The sequence below is a fragment of the Streptomyces sp. XY006 genome (assembly GCF_002237655.1).
Lineage (GTDB): Bacteria > Actinomycetota > Actinomycetes > Streptomycetales > Streptomycetaceae > Streptomyces > Streptomyces levis.
Map to the genome: position 1 here is coordinate 108,927 of NZ_NOKT01000026.1, position 17,986 is coordinate 126,912.

Here is a 17,986-nt window from a genome sequence, read left to right on the forward strand (position 1 = left end):
ACATGAGCGCTGACGGTCAGGGAAGAAGCCACTGGTTCGACGACGAGGCCGGGCCGGTCGTCCGTCCGTACGCCATGACGCGCGGCCGCACCAGCAGTCAGGGCCAGCACCGCCTGGACCTGATCGCGGTCGTGGTCGCGGAGCCGCACGCGGACGACGCGGAAGCGGACCACATGCTCTCCCCGGAGCACGTGGACATCGTCGAACTGTGCCGTGAGGACCCGCAGTCGGTCGCCGAACTCGCGGCGGAACTTGACCTGCCGATCGGAGTGGTCCGGGTCCTGGTCGGAGATCTCGTGGACGCCGAATTCGTCCATGTGAACCGGCCCGTGCCCCCTGCCGAACTGCCGGACGAGAGTATTCTGCGCGACGTGATCAACGGCCTGCGGGCGCTGTGAGGAGCGCGAAGGATCGCAACCCCGGCGGCGGAGGCTACGGTCCGCCGTCGCCCGACCCCCATCAAGCAGGAGAAGAGATCGATGATCTTCGGGCGTTCTGAGCGCGGCAAGCCCCCGGTCGAGCCCGTCACGCTCAAGATCCTGGTGGCCGGCGGCTTCGGCGTGGGCAAGACCACGCTCGTCGGCGCGGTCAGCGAGATCAGGCCGCTGCGCACCGAGGAACTGCTCACCGAGGCCGGCCGCCCGGTCGACGACCTCAGCGGTGTGGAGTCCAAGCACACCACGACCGTGGCCATGGACTTCGGCCGCATCACCCTGCGCGAGGACCTCGTGCTGTACCTCTTCGGCACACCCGGGCAGGAACGGTTCTGGTTCATGTGGGACGAGCTCTCCGAGGGCGCGCTCGGAGCCGTCGTGCTCGCCGACACCCGCCGCCTGGAGGACTGCTTCGCCGCCGTCGACTACTTCGAACGGCGCTCGATCCCCTTCCTCGTCGGCGTCAACTGCTTCGAGGGAGCGCCCCGTTACCCCGTCGAGGACGTCCGCCAGGCCCTCGACCTCGACGAGGGCGTCCCGCTCCTGATGTGCGACGCGCGTGACCGCGAGTCGGTCAAGGAGGCCCTCATCGGCGTCGTCGAGCACGCGATGGCGTACGCGGCCGACCGCCGCCAAGCGGTGACCGGCTGACGCTCCCCGGACACGGGCACGGCCCGTACCCCCGCCGACAGGGGTACGGGCCGCAGTACACAAGGGGTACGCAAGGGGTACGCAAGGCAGCCCCACGCGCGCGTGGTCAGCTGTCGCCCTCCTCCCAGCCGAAGCTCTTCTCCACGGCCTTGCGCCAGTTGTGGTACTCGCGGTCGCGCACCGACGCCTCCATGGACGGCGTCCACTCGACGTCCTTCTGCCAGTGGGCCTTGAGTTCGTCCAGGTCGTTCCAGACGCCGGTGGCCAGGCCGGCCGCGTACGCGGCGCCCAGACAGGTCGTCTCGGAGACCTTCGGCCGCACCACCGGAACGTCGAGCACATCCGCCTGGTGCTGCATGAGCAGGTTGTTCTTCGTCATGCCGCCGTCGACCTTCAGGGTGGTGATCTGCACCCCGGAGTCCTGGTACATGGCGTCGACGACCTCGCGGGTCTGCCAGCTCGTCGCCTCCAGCACCGCGCGCGCGAGGTGCGCCTTGGTGACGTACCGGGTGAGACCGGTGACCACACCGCGCGCGTCGGAGCGCCAGTACGGCGCGAACAGGCCCGAGAACGCGGGCACGATGTAGGCGCCGCCGTTGTCCTCCACGCTCGCGGCCAGGGGCTCGATCTCGTCGGCGGTGCGGATGATGCCGAGCTGGTCGCGGAACCACTGGACCAGCGCGCCCGTGATGGCGATCGAGCCCTCCAGGCAGTAGACCGGAGCCTCCTCGCCGATCTTGTAGCCCATCGTGGTCAGCAGACCGCTCTTCGACGGCACCGGCCGGTTGCCGGTGTTGAGCAGCAGGAAGCTACCCGTGCCGTACGTGTTCTTCGCGGTGCCCACGTCGTAGCAGGCCTGGCCGAACACGGCGGCCTGCTGGTCGCCGAGAGCCGAGGCCACGGGCACGCCGGCCAGTTGCCCGACCGCGGTGCCGTACACCTCGGCGGAGGAACGGATCTCCGGCAGCATGGCCTCCGGGATGTTCATCGCCTCGCAGATCGAGGAGTCCCACTGGAGGGTCTCCAGGTTCATCAGCATGGTGCGCCCGGCGTTGGTCACGTCGGTGACGTGCTGTCCGCCGTCCGTGCCGCCGGTGAGGTTCCAGATGAGCCATGAGTCCATCGTGCCGAAGGCGATCTCACCGCGTTCGGCCCGCGCGCGCAGATCGGGCACGTTGTCCAGCAGCCAGGCCGCCTTGGGCCCGGAGAAATACGTGGCCAGCGGCAGGCCCGTCTGCTCGCGGAAACGGTCCTGCCCGTCCGAGCCGCCCAGTTGGTTGCACAGGGCCGCCGTCCGGGTGTCCTGCCAGACGATGGCGTTGTGCACCGGCTTGCCCGTCGCGCGGTCCCACAGCAGCGTGGTCTCGCGCTGGTTGGTGATGCCCATCGCGCTCAGCTGGTCGGCCCGCAGACCGGCCTTGGCCAGCGCACCGGCCACCACCGCCTGCGTCTTGGACCAGATCTCGGTGGCGTCGTGCTCCACCCAGCCCGGTTTGGGAAAGATCTGGCGGTGCTCGCGCTGGTCGACGGCGACGATCGCGCCGTCCTGGTTGAAGACGATGCAGCGGCTCGACGTGGTGCCCTGGTCGATGGCTGCAACGTGCTTCGCGGCGTTGTCCGTCATGACTACCCCTCGGGCTCGTTCAGAAGGCTGCGTTGTAGATGACGCCACCCAGCAATCCGCCGATCACTGGACCGACGACGGGGATCCACGAGTAACCCCAGTCGGAGGTGCCCTTGTTCGGGATCGGAAGGACGGAGTGGATGATGCGCGGTCCGAGGTCACGCGCCGGGTTGATGGCGTAGCCGGTGGGACCACCCAGCGACAGACCGATGCCGACGACCAGGAGGGCGACCAGCAGGATCACGATGCCGGATCCGTAGATGCCTTCCCCCTGACCCGCGATCTGCCCGATGCCGATGCCCTCCACGTGCCGGTTGCTGCCGACCAGGGCGAGCAGGGGCAGCACCAGGGCGATGGTGGCGAGGATCTCGGTCATCAGGTTGGCGACCGGGTTCCGGATCTCGGGGATCGTGGAGAAGATGCCCAGGGTCGGGACCGGTTCGTCGGCCGTGCCCTCGGTCGTGCCGCCCCTGCGTGTATTGGCCTGGAACTGGGCGAAGTACACCAGGTAGGCCAGCACGGCCCCGAGCATGGCACCGGCCATCTGCCCGAGGAGGTAGACCCAGACCTTGTCCCACACTCCGGTGTCGACGGCGAGGCCGAGGGTGACGGCCGGGTTGAGATGCCCTCCGGAGAGGGGAGCGGCGGTGTACGCGCCGGCCAGTACGGCGAAACCCCAACCGAACGCGATCACGATCCAGCCGGAGGCTCGAGCCTTCGAGAACCTCAGGGTGACGGCGGCGCAGACGCCGGCGCCGAACAGGATCAGGATCGCCGTGCCGATCAATTCGCCGAAGAAGATGTCTCCGTTACTCATGGCGGCTCCTAGGCCGTGGCCCGGGGACGGTGCGCCCCAGTCCTCACGTGCAGGGTGCGATTCCCATGGCTACTTCAGCCGAAGGCAGGGAGATCCCGCGCCCCGCCCGGCATCCGTGACGAGCGTGCCGTCGCAGCCGACTCGCCCGTGGGGGAAGGGGCCTTGGCGCAGGCGCGTCCGCGCGCCGTAGTGCCGGATTACGCCGAGTATGTACGGCGATGTCGACTGACACCGGAAGTGTTCACCGGCACCCAAAGGGCGTCAAGGTCGCCGACCGCAACGGTTGACGGCCATGTGACGGTCGCCGGGCTCCTGCCGGGCCGGGGCCGGTCGTACGGCCGAGGCGGCGCCCGGTGGGTCGTTGTTCAGATGTGATCGGACCCGCGCGCCCTGGCGAGCCGCGCGAGACCTGGCGGATGATGTCCGGCCTCCTGCTCGGTGCCCGGCCGTACCGAACCACGCCGTCGGCGAAAGCTCAGCCGTCCCCGACACCCAGCCTGTTAGTGTCCAGGATCTACCTGACCTGGCGGTTTCTCAACCGGACGAGCCGACTCCCCCTCCGCACCCCGGCCCACGGCCTTGAGCGGACGGCTGACGGACACCAGAGAGCCACGCCCTACGAGCGCCCCGGACGCCAGGAGACCACCAACCCCGCCCCCGCGGCCCCGCGGGAACACCTCGGGCCCGCTGACAGCCAACCCAGCCCGGCAACGGCCCCCGCGGGTCCCTTGGGCGCCCCTGCGGCCCCCGCGGGCACACCTCGGTCCACTGACCGCTCCCGGAGCCCTCCGCGGGCACACCCCGGGGCCCACTGACCGCTCCCGGAGCCCTCCGCGGGCACACCCCGGGGTCCACTGACCGCTCGCGGAGCCCCGCTGCGCCACCCTCGGGTCCACCAATCGCCTCGCGGGTCCACCAATCGCCCCGTGGCCCGCCGCAACAACCCGCCCCCTACCGCCCTCCCGGCTCCGCCGCCACACACCCCGTCGGTGCCGGTGCCGGCGACTGTGCCGGTGTCGGTGTCACCCCCCGGAGGGTCTCGTGTCCCGGCACACCGGCCCGGCCCAGTACCCAGCTCGCCCCGCGCAGCGCCTTCGCCGCCTTCTTCAGCGGCGCCAGGCACGCCGCAGCCTGCCGGTGATCAGCCACGCTGCCGGGCGCGCACAGCACCGTCGCGAGGGACAGCGTGACCGGCAGACCACCCGCCGACCACGGCGTGTCCAGCACGGCCGCGGCCAGCGGATCCAGGCCCTCCGGATCGGCCAGGACCAGGAAGTCGTCCCCGCCGATGTGCCCCACACGGGCGCTGCCCGTCGCCGCCTGCTGCAGCGCCCGCCCCACCGCCCGGATCAGTTCGTCGCCGGCCGCGAACCCCGCGCCGTCGTTGACCTGCTTGAAATGGTCGATGTCCAGCCAGCCCAGGGCGAACGGCCGCCCCGCAGCGATCCGCCGGTCCACCTCACCGGTGATCGCGTCCGAGCCGGGCAACCGCGTCAGCGGGTTCAGCCCGGCCGCCTCCTCCACGCGCGTCTCCGCCAGGGCGCGCACGAGGTCCGCGAGCCGGACGACGCCCACACACCGCCCGTACTCGTCCACCACGGCCACATCGTCCGAGGTGCGGTCCCGCCCCCCGACCGCCACCACGTCCAGGACCTCCCAGGCGGTGGCGTCGACGCCCACCGTCCGCGGCGCGTCCCCGAGCTTGGCCGCGGGCCGGTCGGCGTACAGCGCGTGCCCGTAGCGCCCCGACATCGACAGCAGGAAGCGGGACCGGTGCACCGACCGGACGGGCACCCCGGCGCTGTCCACGAGAAGCACCCCGGACACGTCCGGCGACCCGGTCAGCAACGCCCGCACCTGCCCCGCGGACGCCGTCGCGGGCAGCAGCGCGGCCGGCCGCACGAACTCCCGCACCGACGGCCCCGACCGTGGCACGGACAGATCGGCGGGGGAGCGGGGCGGAACGTAGACGTCCGCGGCGGGCAGCCGGGCCGGCGGCGCGAACAGCTCGCCCTGCGCCAACTGCGCCCCGGCCGCCAGTGCGGCGGCACACTGCCCCTCGGTCTCCACGCCCTCGACGGCCAGCAGCGCTCCGAGCTCGTCGCAGAGCGTCCGCATCGACCGCACCACGGCCGGCCGCGCCAGCAACGACGCGTCCAGCTTCACGAGGTCCGGCGCGAGGTCGGAGAGCAGCCGCAGGGGCACGTCCCCGTCCCCGACGCCGTCCGCGCAGATCCGGAACCCCTGGCGGCGCAGCACGGCCACCGCCTCCAGCAACGCGGGCTGCGGCACGTGGGTGTACGGAGGGCAGACGTCGACGGTCACCTCCCACGGGAGCCGCCCGGACTCGCGCACGGCGTCGTGCAGGGACGGCAGCCCGCCGAGGTCGGCGAGGGTGCCCGCGAACACGTTGACGAAGAGTGGGAGCAGGGTCTCCTTGCGCACCGCCGCGCGCACCGCCGACACCGCCAGCCGGCAGTCGAGCCCGGGATCCCGGCGGGCCTCGGCCAGGATGTCGCCGGTCTCGGGGCGGGCGAGTATCTCCAGTCCGGCGACCGCGCCGGTCGTCGGATTGACCACCGGTTGGAAGGCGAAGCGGAGAGTGTCCGTCCAGGAGTGCACGCGAGCATGATGGCGCGACCGGCGCACGCCCAAGCGCAGTTCATGAGACGTTCACGCAGCATTCCGGCTCGATCACACAGCGTATGGAAGGCGAGCTCAGCGCGGCGCCGGAGGCGGCCCTCGGAGGCGGCCCCGGGATGCCAGGCCCCGGGTGGCCCCGGCTGAGCCACCGTCCCGCACCGCGACCCACCACCACCCCACCTTGTCACCACCCCACCTCATCCCACGCCGTCCCACCACCCCGCCTCCCCCCTCACTGCACCACAACCACCGCCGACCCGTGCCCGAACAACCCCTGGTTCGCGCTGACACCGACCCGCGCCCCCGCGACCTGGCGGTCCCCCGCCTCACCTCTCAACTGCCACGTCAGCTCGCACACCTGGGCGATCGCCTGCGCCGGAACCGCCTCACCGAAGGAGGCCAGTCCACCGCTGACGTTCACCGGTATCCGCCCGCCCAGCGCCGTCACGCCGTCCCGCAGCAGCTTCGCGCCCTCCCCTTCGCCGCACAGCGCGAGATCCTCGTACCACTGCAATTCGAGGGCCGTGGACAGGTCGTACACCTCGGCCAGCGACAGCTCCTCCGGCCCGATCCCCGCCTCCTCGTAGGCCGCCCGGGCGATCGATCTCCGGAACGTCTCCCCGGGCGGATCGACCGCCGCCGCCGAATCCGTGGCGATGTCCGGCAGGTCCAGCACGGTGTTCGGGAAGCGCGGCGTCACCGTGGACACGGCCCGGATCCGCACCGGCTCCGCCGGCCCGTGCCGCCGCGCGAACTCCATGCTGGAGAGCACCAGGGCCGCACCGCCGTCGGACGTCGCGCAGATGTCGAGCAGCCGCAGCGGATCGGCGACGACGGCCGAGGCGGCGACTTGTTCCGCCGTCACGGGGTTCCGGTAGCGCGCGAGGGGGTTCAGCGCCCCCATCGCCGCGTTCTTCACCTTGACGCGCGCGAAGTCGTCCGGCGTGTCCCCGTGCATCGCCATGCGTCTGCGCGCGTACAGCCCGAAGTACACCGGGTTGGTCGCCCCGAGAATCCGGAACCGCAGCCAGTCGGGATCGTCCGGCCGGTCTCCGCCCGCCGGGCGGAAGAACCCCTTCGGTGCGGCGTCGGCCCCGACCACGAGCACCACGTCGGCCAGCCCGGCGACGATCTGCGCCCGCGCGGTGTCGAGGGCCTGGGCCCCGGACGCGCACGCCGCGTACACACTGGCCACACGCGCCCCCTGCCAGCCCAGTGCTTTCGCGAACGTCGCCCCTGCCACGTACCCGGGATAACCCCCGCGCACGGTGTCCGCGCCGACGATCGAGCCGACGTCCCGCCAGTCCAGCCCGGCGTCCGCGAGAGCCGCCCGAGCGGCTGCCACGCCGTACTCGACGAAGCTCCGCCCCCACTTGCCCCACGGGTGCATGCCCACACCCATCACCGCCACATCCCCCGTCACGCCGCGCCTCCCATCACCGCCACATCCCCCGGTCATGCCGCGCCTTCCGTCATGCCACGTCCCCCGGTCATGCCGCGCCTCCCGTCATGCCACGTCCCCCGTCATGCCACGTCCCTCGTCCTGCCGCGCCCCCGTCGGCCGCCACTGCCACGTCGTCCAGGTCGTCTCCGCGTCCTCGTGCAGCACGCCGGACACGACCTCCACCTCCATGCCCACCGTCAGATCCGCGACGGCGACACCGGGAGCCGCCTGTCCGAGCACCACGATCCGCTCGGCGGCCAGCTCCACAGCGATCAACGCACACGGCTCCCACGGAAGTTCCGGATTGGTCACATAGGGTGACGGCGGCCGGTACCGGCTGTCCGTGAACGACCAGACGCGTCCCCGCCGCGACAGTGGAACCTCCTCCAACTCCCCGCTCCCGCACGCCGGGTTGCGGCACCGGTGGTCCTCACGAGGGAAGAAGACCGAGGTGCACGCCCCACACCGCGTGCCGAGCAACCGGAAGCCGTCGCCGCCCTCGGTGAACCACCCCGCCACCACAGGAGTGCGTGTCCGTGACACAGGACCTCCCACCGCTCGAATCTGACGGTACGTCAGAAGTGTGGCACGGTCCGCCGGTCACCGGCAGGCCACCGACGCCCCACCGCGGGACGATCCCCGCACCGCGCTTCCCCGGAAGCACCCGGTCCTGATAGACGCAGGAGACATGACACGACTCACCACCGTGACACGCGGCCTGCTCGCCACCCTCGCCGCGTTGCTGATGGCGACCGTCCCCACCGCCACCGCCACCGCCACCGCCACCGCCAGCGCCCAGGCGGCCGAACCCAAGGCGCCCGAGGATCTCGTGGCGCTGAGCAGCGTGGACCCCACGATCCTCCAGGAGATGCGCTACTTCACACCCCACAACTTCGTCGGCGAGCGCATCGACGGCTACGCGCAGCCGACCTGCATCCTCACCCGCCCCGCCGCCGACGCCCTCCACCGGGCCCAGCGCAAGCTCCTCCGCCAGGGCTACACACTCAAGGTGTACGACTGCTACCGACCGCAGCGCGCGGTGGACCACTTCGTCCGCTGGGCGCAGGATCTCGACGACCAGGCGATGAAGGGCGAGTTCTACCCGAACGTCGACAAGACCCGCCTGTTCACCGACGGCTACATCGCCGAGAAGTCCGGCCACAGCCGCGGCTCGACCCTCGACATCACCCTCGTCCGGCTCCCGGCGAAGCCCACCCGGCCGTACCGCCCCGGGGAGCCCCTGGTGCCGTGCTTCGCACCCCGGGAGGAGCGGTTTCCGGACAACTCGGTCGACATGGGAACCGGCTTCGACTGCTTCGACACCCTCTCGCACACCCTCGACCCGCGCGTGGAGGGCGTACAGCGCGCCAACCGGCTGCTGCTCAAGGGCACTCTGGAAGGCCAGGGGTTCGTGAACCTGGCGGAGGAGTGGTGGCACTACACCTTCAAGCCCGAGCCCTACCCGGACACCTACTTCGACTTCCCGGTGTCCAGGAAGTCGCTCACCCACCCGCACTGAGCCTGCCCGCGATGCCCTTCGAGTGATCGGCTACAGTCCGCGCGTGTCCGAAACTCAGCACTCCTCCAACTCCGCGCCGAACTCCCACTGTTCGAGCTGCGGCGCGCCCTACGGAGAGGGCGTCTCCGGCTGGCCCCGCACCTGCCCGGCGTGCGGCGCCGTGGCCTACCGCAACCCCCTCCCGGTCGCGGTGGCCCTCCAGCCCGTGTACGACACCAAGGGCACCGCCCTGGTCGTCATCACACGAACCGTGGCTCCCGCGCGCGGGGGCATCGCACTGCCCGGCGGCTACATCGACGACCGTGAGGACTGGCGGCAGGCCGTCGTACGCGAGCTCAAGGAGGAGACCGGCATCGACGCGGTCGCCCGCGACGTACGCCTCGTCGACGCCATGAGCTCACCCGACGGGCACCTGCTGCTCTTCGGCCTCCTACCCGAACGCCCGGCCGAGGGCCTGCCGCAGTCCGCCGCCACGGACGAGACCGAGGGCTGGCACCTGCTGCGCAGGCCGGAGGAGCTCGCCTTCCCGCTGCACACCGTGGCGGTACGGGCCTGGTTCGAGGGCCGCTACTGAGGCCGGGGCTCCCCGGTCCCGCGCACGCGCACGGGGTGGGGCGGCGCACCCCCGCCGTCCTCACCCTCGCGTTCGACGACCAGCCGCGCGCCCAGCCACCTGGCGGAGTAGCGCTCGATCTCCGGCTCGTCCCAGCCCTCGCCCTTGTCCGGCACGACCAACCCGCTCCCGGTCCGCCCCCGGGCGGGCGCCCACACCTCCAGCTCCAGTCCGCCGTCCTCCCCACGCACGGGAAGCACGGCACCCGCGCGCGCGAACACCGGGATCCGCGACAGCGGCGCGTCCACGACCACCTGCGCCGGCCCCTCGTACGCCTGCTCCGTGACCGTGTCGTACCAGCGCCCCCGCGGCAGTCGCACCACCCGCCGGTCCGCGCCCGGGTCCAGCACCGGCGCCACCAGCAGGCAGTCGCCCAGCAGGAAGGCGTCCCCGCAGTCGCGCAGCGCCCGGTCCTCCGGCGCCGTCCACCACACCGGCCGCACATAGGGCGCCCCGGTGCGGCGAGCCAGATGCGCCAGCGTCACGAAGTACGGCAGCAGCCGGCGGCGTTCCATGAGCGCCACGCGCGCGTGCTCCAGCACTTCGGGGCCGAACTCCCAGGGTTCCCGCCGCCCCGCCCGCAGACTCGCGTGGGTGCGGAACAGCGGCAGGAACGAGCCCAGCTGGAACCACCGCAGATACAGCTCGGGCGACGGATCCCCGTCGAAGCCGCCGATGTCCGGCCCGGAGTACGGCACGCCGCACAGCCCCAGCCCCAGGACCAGCGCGAGGGACGCCCGCAGACCGGGCCAGCCGGTGGTCACGTCCCCCGACCACGTCCCGCCGTAGCGCTGCATCCCGGCCCACCCGGAGCGCGAGAACACGAACGGCCGCTCCTCCGGGGCGAGCTTCCGCACCCCTTCGAACCCCGCCCTGGCCATGCACAGCGCGTACACGTTGTGCGCCTCACGATGGTCCCCGCCCCGCCCCTCCAGGGAGTGCCGCGCCGACCGCGGCAGGGTCGACTCCCCGAAGGCCGTGAACGACGTCGGCTCGTTCATGTCGTGCCAGAAACCCGAGAACCCCTGCGCGAGCCGCTCCGCGTAGAGACCGCCCCACCACTCCCGCACGCGCGCGTGCGTGAAATCCGGGAACACCGCCTCCCCGGGCCACCCGACCCCCTCCACGACCTGCCCGGACGCGTCCCGCACGAACGCGTCCTCAGCCGTGCCGCCGTCGAACACGGCGTTCCCGGGCACGGCCTTGACGGCCGGGTCGACGATCGACACCAGCCGGACACCGTCCCGCCGGAGCTCCTCCGCCAGCACGGGCAGCTTCGCAAAACGGTCCTGGTCCACCGTGAACACCTGATGCGCGTCGAGGTGGTCGATGTCCAGGTGCAGCGCGTCGAGCGGCAGACCGTGCTCCACGTACCCGGCGACGATCCGGCGCACCTCCTGCTCACTGCCGAACCCCCACCGCGCGTGGTGATGGCCCAGCGCCCACACCGGCGGCAGGGCGGGAGCCCCCGTGAGGGAGGCCCAGGCGAGCAGCACGCGCGCGGGGGTGCCGACCATCACCCAGCAGCGCAGCGGACCGCCGTCCATCCGCAGCTCACTCGTCCCGGCCCGGTCGTGCCCGGAACCCGCGCCCTCCTCGCCCTCGCGCAGGGTCACGGTGCCGTCCCACGTGCTGTCGTGGAACACCAGATGCGTACCGCCGTCGGCCACCACCATCTGCACCGGCATCGTGATGTACAGCGGGTCGTCACCGGGACCGAAGGGACGACCGGGGTCGGTGTTCCACAGCCGGTACGTGCCGTCCGGCAGCCGCGGCCCCGCCGCCCGCCCGCCCAGCCCGAAGAACCGCGCGTCGGCGGCCACCTCCGACCGCTGCATCCACCGCGCCGGGCCGCCGTCCACCGGCTCCCACCACCGCGGCGGCAGTTCGCGCCGCAGCGTCACGCCCCCGGGCGTGAGCACCTCGACGGCGCCGTGCCGCGACACCACGACCGTCACCCGCTCCGCCACCACACGCCAGCCGCCGTCCTTGTCCGGCTCCAGCACCGCCCTCGGGTCCGGCTCCGGACAGCGACCGGCCAGCGCGTACGACGGCTCCGGCTCCGCACCGTCCCAGCCCCAGAAGACGGCACCGTTCACCGCGACGAGGATCCGCAGCTCGGACCGGCTGAACCGCAGGACACCCCCGCCCGGCCCCGGCTCCACCTCCTGTATGAGCCCGGGCACCCGGGCCCGCTCGGCGCCGCGCGCCGGCAGCCCGGTGGCGTCGGCCTTCCGCCTGCGCCACGCTGCTCGTACGGTACGCACACCCTGCGTCGCCCCCACCGAAGCCACCGCTTTCACCGAACGCACCAGGTCACGACCGTTCATGCTGCTCACCCTGCCACTGACCGCCGCCCGGGCGCGTCTCGTTCAACTGCCGTTCACCCGTGCCAAGACCACATCTTCACGACACGGACTATGTGGGGCGCACCCTGGTGTCGAAGTCGATCACATGGCATTGTCCGTCCCAGCCGCGTCACGCGCACACCCCAGCCCGTGCGCGGAGGACGCACACGACGCGCACAGCCCGGGAGCCGACCATGTCGACCGAAAGTCCTCAGCCGCTCTGGCAGCCAGACCCCGAGCGCATCGCGCGGGCACGGATCACCAGGTTCCAGGCCTGGGCCGCCGAGCACCACGGCGCCCCCGCCGACGGCGGATACGCGGCCCTGCAGCGCTGGTCCGTCGACGACCTGGACGCCTTCTGGACCGCCGTCACCGAGTGGTTCGACGTACGGTTCTCGACCCCCTACGCGCGCGTGCTCGGCGACCGCGCCATGCCGGGCGCCCAGTGGTTCCCCGGGGCGACCCTCAACTACGCCGAACACGCCCTGCGCGCCGCCGGCACCCGCGCCGACGAACCCGCTCTCCTCCACGTCGACGAGACGCACGAACCGCGCCCCGTCACCTGGGCCGAGCTGCGCCGCCAGGTCGGCTCCCTGGCCGCCGAACTGCGCGCCCTGGGCGTCCGCCCCGGAGACCGCGTCAGCGGCTACCTCCCCAACATCCCGCAGGCCGTGATCGCCCTCCTCGCCACGGCGGCCGTCGGCGGCGTCTGGACCTCCTGCGCGCCCGACTTCGGCGCCCGCAGCGTCCTCGACCGCTTCCAGCAGGTCGAACCCGTGGTGCTCTTCACCGTCGACGGCTACCGCTACGGCGGCAAGGAACACGACCGCCGCGAGATCGTCGCCGAGCTGCGCCGCGAACTGCCCACCCTGCGCGCCGTCGTGCACATCCCCGTCCTCGGCACCGAGGCACCCGAGGGCGCCCTGGACTGGTCGGCCCTCACCTCCGCCGACACGGACCCCGTCTTCGAGCAGGTGCCCTTCGGCCACCCCCTCTGGGTGCTCTACTCCTCCGGCACGACCGGCCTGCCCAAGGCCATCGTCCAGTCCCAGGGCGGCATCCTCGTCGAGCACCTCAAACAGCTCGGCCTGCACTGCGACCTGGGCCCCGAGGACCGCTTCTTCTGGTACACCTCGACCGGCTGGATGATGTGGAACTTCCTCGTCTCCGGCCTGCTCACCGGCACCACGATCGTCCTCTACGACGGCAGCCCCGGATACCCGGACACCGGCGCCCAGTGGCGGATCGCCGAACGCACGAAGGCCACCCTGTACGGCACCTCCGCCGCCTACGTCATGGCGTGCCGCAAAGCCGGCGTGCACCCGTCCCGGGACTTCGACCTCTCGTCCGTCCAGTGCGTCGCCACCACCGGTTCGCCCCTCCCGCCCGACGGCTTCCGCTGGCTTCACGACGAGGTCCGCGACGACCTCTGGATCGCCTCCGTCAGCGGTGGCACGGACGTCTGCTCCTGCTTCGCCGGAGCCGTACCGACCCTGCCCGTCCACGTCGGCGAACTCCAGGCCCCCTGCCTGGGCACCGACCTGCAGTCCTGGGACCCGAGCGGCAAGCCCCTGACCGACGAGGTCGGAGAGCTGGTGGTCACCAACCCCATGCCCTCGATGCCCATCCACTTCTGGAACGACCCGGACGGCAGCCGCTACCACGACAGCTACTTCGACACCTACCCCGGCGTATGGCGGCACGGCGACTGGATCACCGTCACCTCACGCGGATCCGTGATCATCCACGGCCGCTCCGACTCCACGCTGAACCGCCAGGGCGTCCGCATGGGGTCCGCCGACATCTACGAGGCCGTCGAGCGCCTCCCCGAGATCAAGGAATCCCTGGTCATCGGCATCGAACAGCCCGACGGCGGCTACTGGATGCCCCTCTTCGTCCACCTGGCCCCCGGCGCATCCCTCGACGAAGACCTCCTCGACCGCATCAAGCGGACCATCCGCGAACAGCTCTCACCGCGCCATCTCCCCGACGAGATCATCGAAGTGCCCGGCATCCCGCACACCCTCACCGGCAAGCGCATCGAGGTCCCCGTCAAACGCCTCCTCCAAGGCACCCCCCTGGAGAAGGCGGTCAACCCGGGCTCCATCGACAACCTCGACCTGCTGAGCTTCTACGAGGACCTGGCCCGCAAACGAGCCTGACCCCCACGCCCCGTCACGAACACATCAGGCGCAGGCCGCAACGAATCCCGCTGCGACCTGCGCCTTTTCGTCGCTCTCGACCGTGCGATCACTCGGCACCCCCGATTGTCAGTGCCGTTGGTTACTGTGAGTGAGCATTGATCGACCGTGCAGAGGGGGAACACATGGCGCACACCGACATCCGGACCCTGCGACGCGTCCTGCGCCGCGAAATCGCCGGCACCATCGGCCTGCTCACCGACGAGCACGACTTCCGGGCCATGCGGCGCTACCGCACCTTCACCTTCGACGACCACGCGACCTACCTCAAACAGATCGAGGGCCTCCTGCGGACACGCGCCCTGCAAGGCAGCCACACCACGGTCACCCTCTTCGACCCCGAGGAATACGCCGACTTCTGCGAGCGGCAGACCCTGGACCCCGACCTCCCGTCCAGCCGCACCCGCTTCACGGCACACCTCGCCCGGACCGGCCCGGCCCTCCCGTACGAAGGCCAGCCCCTGGCCGACCTCCTCGCGGCCCTGGTCGACGAGGCCGTCCGGCAGGCCACCTGGGAGTACGCGACCACACTCCTCGCCCGCCTGGGACCCTGCGCCTCCTGCGGCGAGGACATCGGACGAGCCGCTTTCGCCCGCGCCTCGCAGCTCCTCGCCCGCATCCTCGACACGGCCCCACCCGGCGACCGCCACCTCGTCTGCAGTGTCACTGGCCCACCCGAGACCCTCATCGCCGCCCTCCACACCACCGACACCGGCGGCGCACTGGAACTCGACGAGACCGAAGCCCTCGAATTCACCACGGTCCTGGCCCTCGGCCTGGCCACCGACAGCCCGGGCGGACTCGTCATCCGCGTCAGCGCCCCGGACACTCCCGATCGCGTCTACGGCTGGCGGCTCCGCTCCAACGGACTCGACCCCCTCACCGCGGGAGAGGTCTTCGACGCCTACTGCACCGACATCACGTCCGGCGACCTCATCTCCCCGGAATCCAACGTCGACTACTGCCGCCCGCCCGACCTCGGAGAGGAGAAACCCTCCCAGGGACACCACCACTGAAACGCCGAAGGGGCGCCCCACCGCAGTGGAGCGCCCCTCCCGGGCAGCCGTCAGCCGGCCGACCCGCGGCTACTCACCGGACAGCACCGCCTGCGCCGCACTCCGCGCCTCCTCGGCGCTGTCCGTCGCACGCGCTGCCGCGGCGGCCCGCTCGCACTGCGCCAGCGTGTACTTGGCGAGCGTCGCCCGGACGTAGGGAATCGACGCCGCACCCATCGACAGGGAGGTGACACCCAGACCGGTCAGCACACACGCCAGCAGCGGGTCGGACGCGGCCTCACCGCAGACACCACAGCTCTTGCCCTCGGCCTTCGCCGCCTCGGCGGACAGTGCCACCAGGTCGAGCAGCGCGGGCTGCCAAGGATCCTGCAGCCGGGAGACGGCACCCACCTGACGGTCGGCGGCGAAGGTGTACTGCGCGAGATCGTTCGTCCCCAGCGACAGGAACTCCACCTCCTGCAGGATCGAACGCGCCCGCAGCGCGGCCGACGGGATCTCCACCATCGCGCCGAACTTCGCCCGCAGCCCCGCCTCACGGCACGCCTCCGCGAAGGCCCGGGCATCGGTACGGTCCGCCACCATCGGGGCCATGACCTCGAGGTAGACCGGCAGTCCCTCCGCGGCCCTGGCGAGCGCCGTCAGCTGCGTGCGCAGGACCTCCGGGTGATCGAGCAGGGTCCGCAGACCCCGCACGCCCAGCGCCGGGTTCGGCTCGTCGGACGGCGTCAGGAAGTCGAGCGGCTTGTCGGCACCCGCGTCCAGCACGCGCACGACGACGCGCCCCTCGGGAAACGCCTCCAGCACCTGCCGGTACGCGGCGACCTGCTTCTCCTCGGACGGCGCCTGCTTGCTGTCGTCCAGGAAGAGGAACTCGGTACGGAACAGACCGACGCCCTCCGCCCCGGCCTCGACGGCGGCCGGCACATCGGCGGGGCCTCCGACGTTCGCCAGCAGCGGCACCTTGTGCCCGTCCGCCGTGGCACCGGGCCCGCTCGAAGCCGCGAGCGCCGCCCGCCGCTCCGCGGCCGCGGCCTCGAGCTGCGCCTTCTTCTCGTCGCTCGGCTCCACGAAGATCTCACCCGTGCTGCCGTCGACGGCGATCATCGTGCCCTCGGCGAGCTCACCGGCACCCGGCAGCGCCACCACGGCCGGGACGCCGAGCGCCCGCGCCAGGATCGCGCTGTGGCTGGTGGGACCGCCCTCCTCGGTGACGAAGCCGAGCACCAGAGTCGGGTCGAGCAGCGCCGTGTCGGCGGGCGCGAGGTCACGCGCGACCAGGACATAGGGCTCGTCGCTGTCGGGGACACCCGGCATCGGGACCCCCAGCAGCCGGGCGACGATACGGTTCCGCACGTCGTCGAGGTCGGCCACGCGACCCGCGAGGTACTCACCGGCACCCGCCAGCAGCTCCCGGTACGAGGCGAAGGCGTCGTAGACGCCCCGCTCGGCCGTGCTGCCGACGGCGATCCGCCGCTCCACATCGGCCATCAGCTCGGGATCCTGGGCCATCATGGCCTGCGCCTCGAGCACCGCCTGGGCCTCGCCGCCCGCGAGATTGCCGCGCGCCATCAGGTCGGCGGCCACAGCCTCCACGGCCTTGCGGGCGCGCCCCTGTTCACGCTCCGCCTCTTCCGCGGGGATCTGCTTCGCGGGCGGCTCGAGCACCGCCGTTCCCATGTGCCGAACCTCGCCGATCGCCACACCGTGGCTGACACCGACGCCTCGCAGCGTTGTCTCCATCTCACCCGTCTCCGGTAGTGCGGCGGGCCCCGCCGCCGCGTTGGTTGTCGTACTCGCCGTCCATGACGGCACTGACGTCACTTCCAGAGGAAGAGACTGTCGCCGGCCTTCACATCGCCGTTGTCGCGAAGATCGGAGAGGGCCTCGGCCGTGGCCTCCAGCGCCACGACCGGGCAGACCGCGGACTTGCCGGCGGCCTCGACGGCAGCGGGGTTCCAGCGCACGATGCCCTGCCCGCGCCGGACGGTGTCGCCCTTGTTCACCAGGAGCTCGAAGCCCTCGCCGTTGAGCTGCACGGTGTCGATGCCGAGGTGGGTGAGCACACCGTGTCCGCTCTCGTCGACGACGACGAACGCGTGCGGGTGCAGGGAGACGATGACGCCGTCCACGGGCGAAACGGCCTCGGAGGGCTCACGTACGGGGTCGATGGCGGTGCCCGGGCCGACCATGGCCTGGGAGAAGACCGGATCCGGCACGGCTGCCAATCCGATGGCGCGTCCGGCGAGCGGGGACGTCACGGTGGTCATGGGAAGCCTCCCAGGGGTGGAGATCGGTAGGGCCGTCTCTTGAGGTACCGGACGGCACACTGTTGAGCAGCGTATGTCACCTGAAGTGCCGGTTCCGCGCGAGCACTCCGAAGTGGTCTAGACCATACCGCATACTGATTTGCACCCGCTCCGAGGCCGCGTGTACAGTCGTACTCCTGCTTGGGGCTGAGCGATGCGAGTCCGCGTCCTGGCCCGGCAGCAACCAACTTGTCAGATCCTATCTCTGGGTCGCCTTCTGCATGCCTGCAGGACGGTGGTCAGGGGGCCGGAAAAACACTGATAGAGTTTGGAACACCGAAGGGAAGCGCCCGGAGGAAAGCCCGAGAGGGTGAGTACAAAGGAAGCGACCGTTCCTTGAGAACTCAACAGCGTGCCAAAAGTCAACGCC

The 17,986-nt window shown here is 71.5% G+C and carries 14 protein-coding genes; 6 read left to right on the forward strand and 8 right to left on the reverse strand.

Translation table 11 applies throughout. The annotated features are described in order from the left end of the window. Nucleotides 1–2: 2 nt before the first annotated feature. Complete coding sequence (locus CHR28_RS27575; protein WP_094056398.1) at nt 3–398, forward strand: DUF742 domain-containing protein; 396 nt, start codon at nt 3–5, stop codon at nt 396–398. An 81-nt stretch (nt 399–479) separates the two neighbouring features. Further along, entirely contained in the window at nt 480–1,085 is a 606-nt protein-coding gene (locus tag CHR28_RS27580) for a GTP-binding protein (RefSeq protein ID WP_094056399.1), read from the forward strand. 106 nt (nt 1,086–1,191) lie between these two features. On the opposite strand, the gene glpK is transcribed toward CHR28_RS27580, so the two are convergent. The 5 genes from glpK to CHR28_RS27605 all read right to left on the reverse strand — a co-directional run bounded on the left by glpK (nt 1,192) and on the right by CHR28_RS27605 (nt 8,135). Beyond that, complete coding sequence (glpK, locus tag CHR28_RS27585; RefSeq protein WP_094056400.1) at nt 1,192–2,709, reverse strand: glycerol kinase GlpK; 1,518 nt, start codon at nt 2,707–2,709, stop codon at nt 1,192–1,194. A gap of 19 nt (nt 2,710–2,728) precedes the next feature. Next, nucleotides 2,729–3,526, reverse strand: a complete 798-nt coding sequence (locus CHR28_RS27590) for an MIP/aquaporin family protein (protein ID WP_094056401.1) — start codon at nt 3,524–3,526, stop codon at nt 2,729–2,731. A gap of 951 nt (nt 3,527–4,477) precedes the next feature. Continuing rightward, nucleotides 4,478–6,148 carry a bifunctional diguanylate cyclase/phosphodiesterase gene (locus tag CHR28_RS27595; protein ID WP_094056402.1) on the reverse strand — a complete coding sequence of 557 codons (1,671 nt, stop codon included), beginning with the start codon at nt 6,146–6,148 and terminating at the stop codon, nt 4,478–4,480. A gap of 253 nt (nt 6,149–6,401) precedes the next feature. Next, nucleotides 6,402–7,592, reverse strand: a complete 1,191-nt coding sequence (locus CHR28_RS27600) for a lipid-transfer protein (protein ID WP_094056403.1) — start codon at nt 7,590–7,592, stop codon at nt 6,402–6,404. Between the two features lie 84 nt (nt 7,593–7,676). After that, the gene (locus CHR28_RS27605) at nt 7,677–8,135 is read right to left on the reverse strand and encodes a Zn-ribbon domain-containing OB-fold protein (RefSeq protein WP_094056404.1); all 459 of its coding nucleotides are present in this window, start codon (nt 8,133–8,135) and stop codon (nt 7,677–7,679) included. Nucleotides 8,136–8,301: 166 nt separating this feature from the next. Here CHR28_RS27605 and CHR28_RS27610 point away from each other — a divergent pair, with 166 nt between their 5' ends. Together CHR28_RS27610 and CHR28_RS27615 are read left to right on the forward strand one after the other, a co-directional pair. Next, nucleotides 8,302–9,132, forward strand: a complete 831-nt coding sequence (locus CHR28_RS27610; RefSeq protein WP_094056405.1) for a M15 family metallopeptidase — start codon at nt 8,302–8,304, stop codon at nt 9,130–9,132. Between the two features lie 43 nt (nt 9,133–9,175). Then, nucleotides 9,176–9,706, forward strand: a complete 531-nt coding sequence (locus CHR28_RS27615) for an NUDIX domain-containing protein (RefSeq protein WP_094056417.1) — start codon at nt 9,176–9,178, stop codon at nt 9,704–9,706. Here CHR28_RS27615 and CHR28_RS27620 read toward each other — a convergent pair. Next, on the reverse strand, nt 9,700–12,075 hold the full coding sequence (locus CHR28_RS27620; RefSeq protein WP_094056406.1) for a glycoside hydrolase family 31 protein: 2,376 nt from the start codon (nt 12,073–12,075) through the stop codon (nt 9,700–9,702). The two genes, CHR28_RS27615 and CHR28_RS27620, sit on opposite strands and share 7 nt — an antisense overlap. Nucleotides 12,076–12,287: 212 nt before the next feature. Here CHR28_RS27620 and CHR28_RS27625 point away from each other — a divergent pair, with 212 nt between their 5' ends. Both CHR28_RS27625 and CHR28_RS27630 read left to right on the forward strand, forming a co-directional pair. Beyond that, the gene (locus CHR28_RS27625; protein WP_094056407.1) at nt 12,288–14,255 is read left to right on the forward strand and encodes an acetoacetate--CoA ligase; all 1,968 of its coding nucleotides are present in this window, start codon (nt 12,288–12,290) and stop codon (nt 14,253–14,255) included. Nucleotides 14,256–14,419: 164 nt separating this feature from the next. Then, nucleotides 14,420–15,310, forward strand: a complete 891-nt coding sequence (locus CHR28_RS27630) for a hypothetical protein (protein ID WP_094056408.1) — start codon at nt 14,420–14,422, stop codon at nt 15,308–15,310. Nucleotides 15,311–15,379: 69 nt separating this feature from the next. Here the strand turns inward: CHR28_RS27630 and ptsP are convergent, their stop codons facing one another. Beyond that, a complete protein-coding gene (gene ptsP / locus CHR28_RS27635; protein ID WP_094056409.1) occupies nt 15,380–17,050 on the reverse strand; it encodes a phosphoenolpyruvate--protein phosphotransferase in 1,671 nt (556 codons plus the stop codon). A 77-nt stretch (nt 17,051–17,127) separates the two neighbouring features. Then, nucleotides 17,128–17,577, reverse strand: a complete 450-nt coding sequence (locus CHR28_RS27640; protein ID WP_094056410.1) for a PTS sugar transporter subunit IIA — start codon at nt 17,575–17,577, stop codon at nt 17,128–17,130. Between the last annotated feature and the right edge of the window lie 409 nt (nt 17,578–17,986).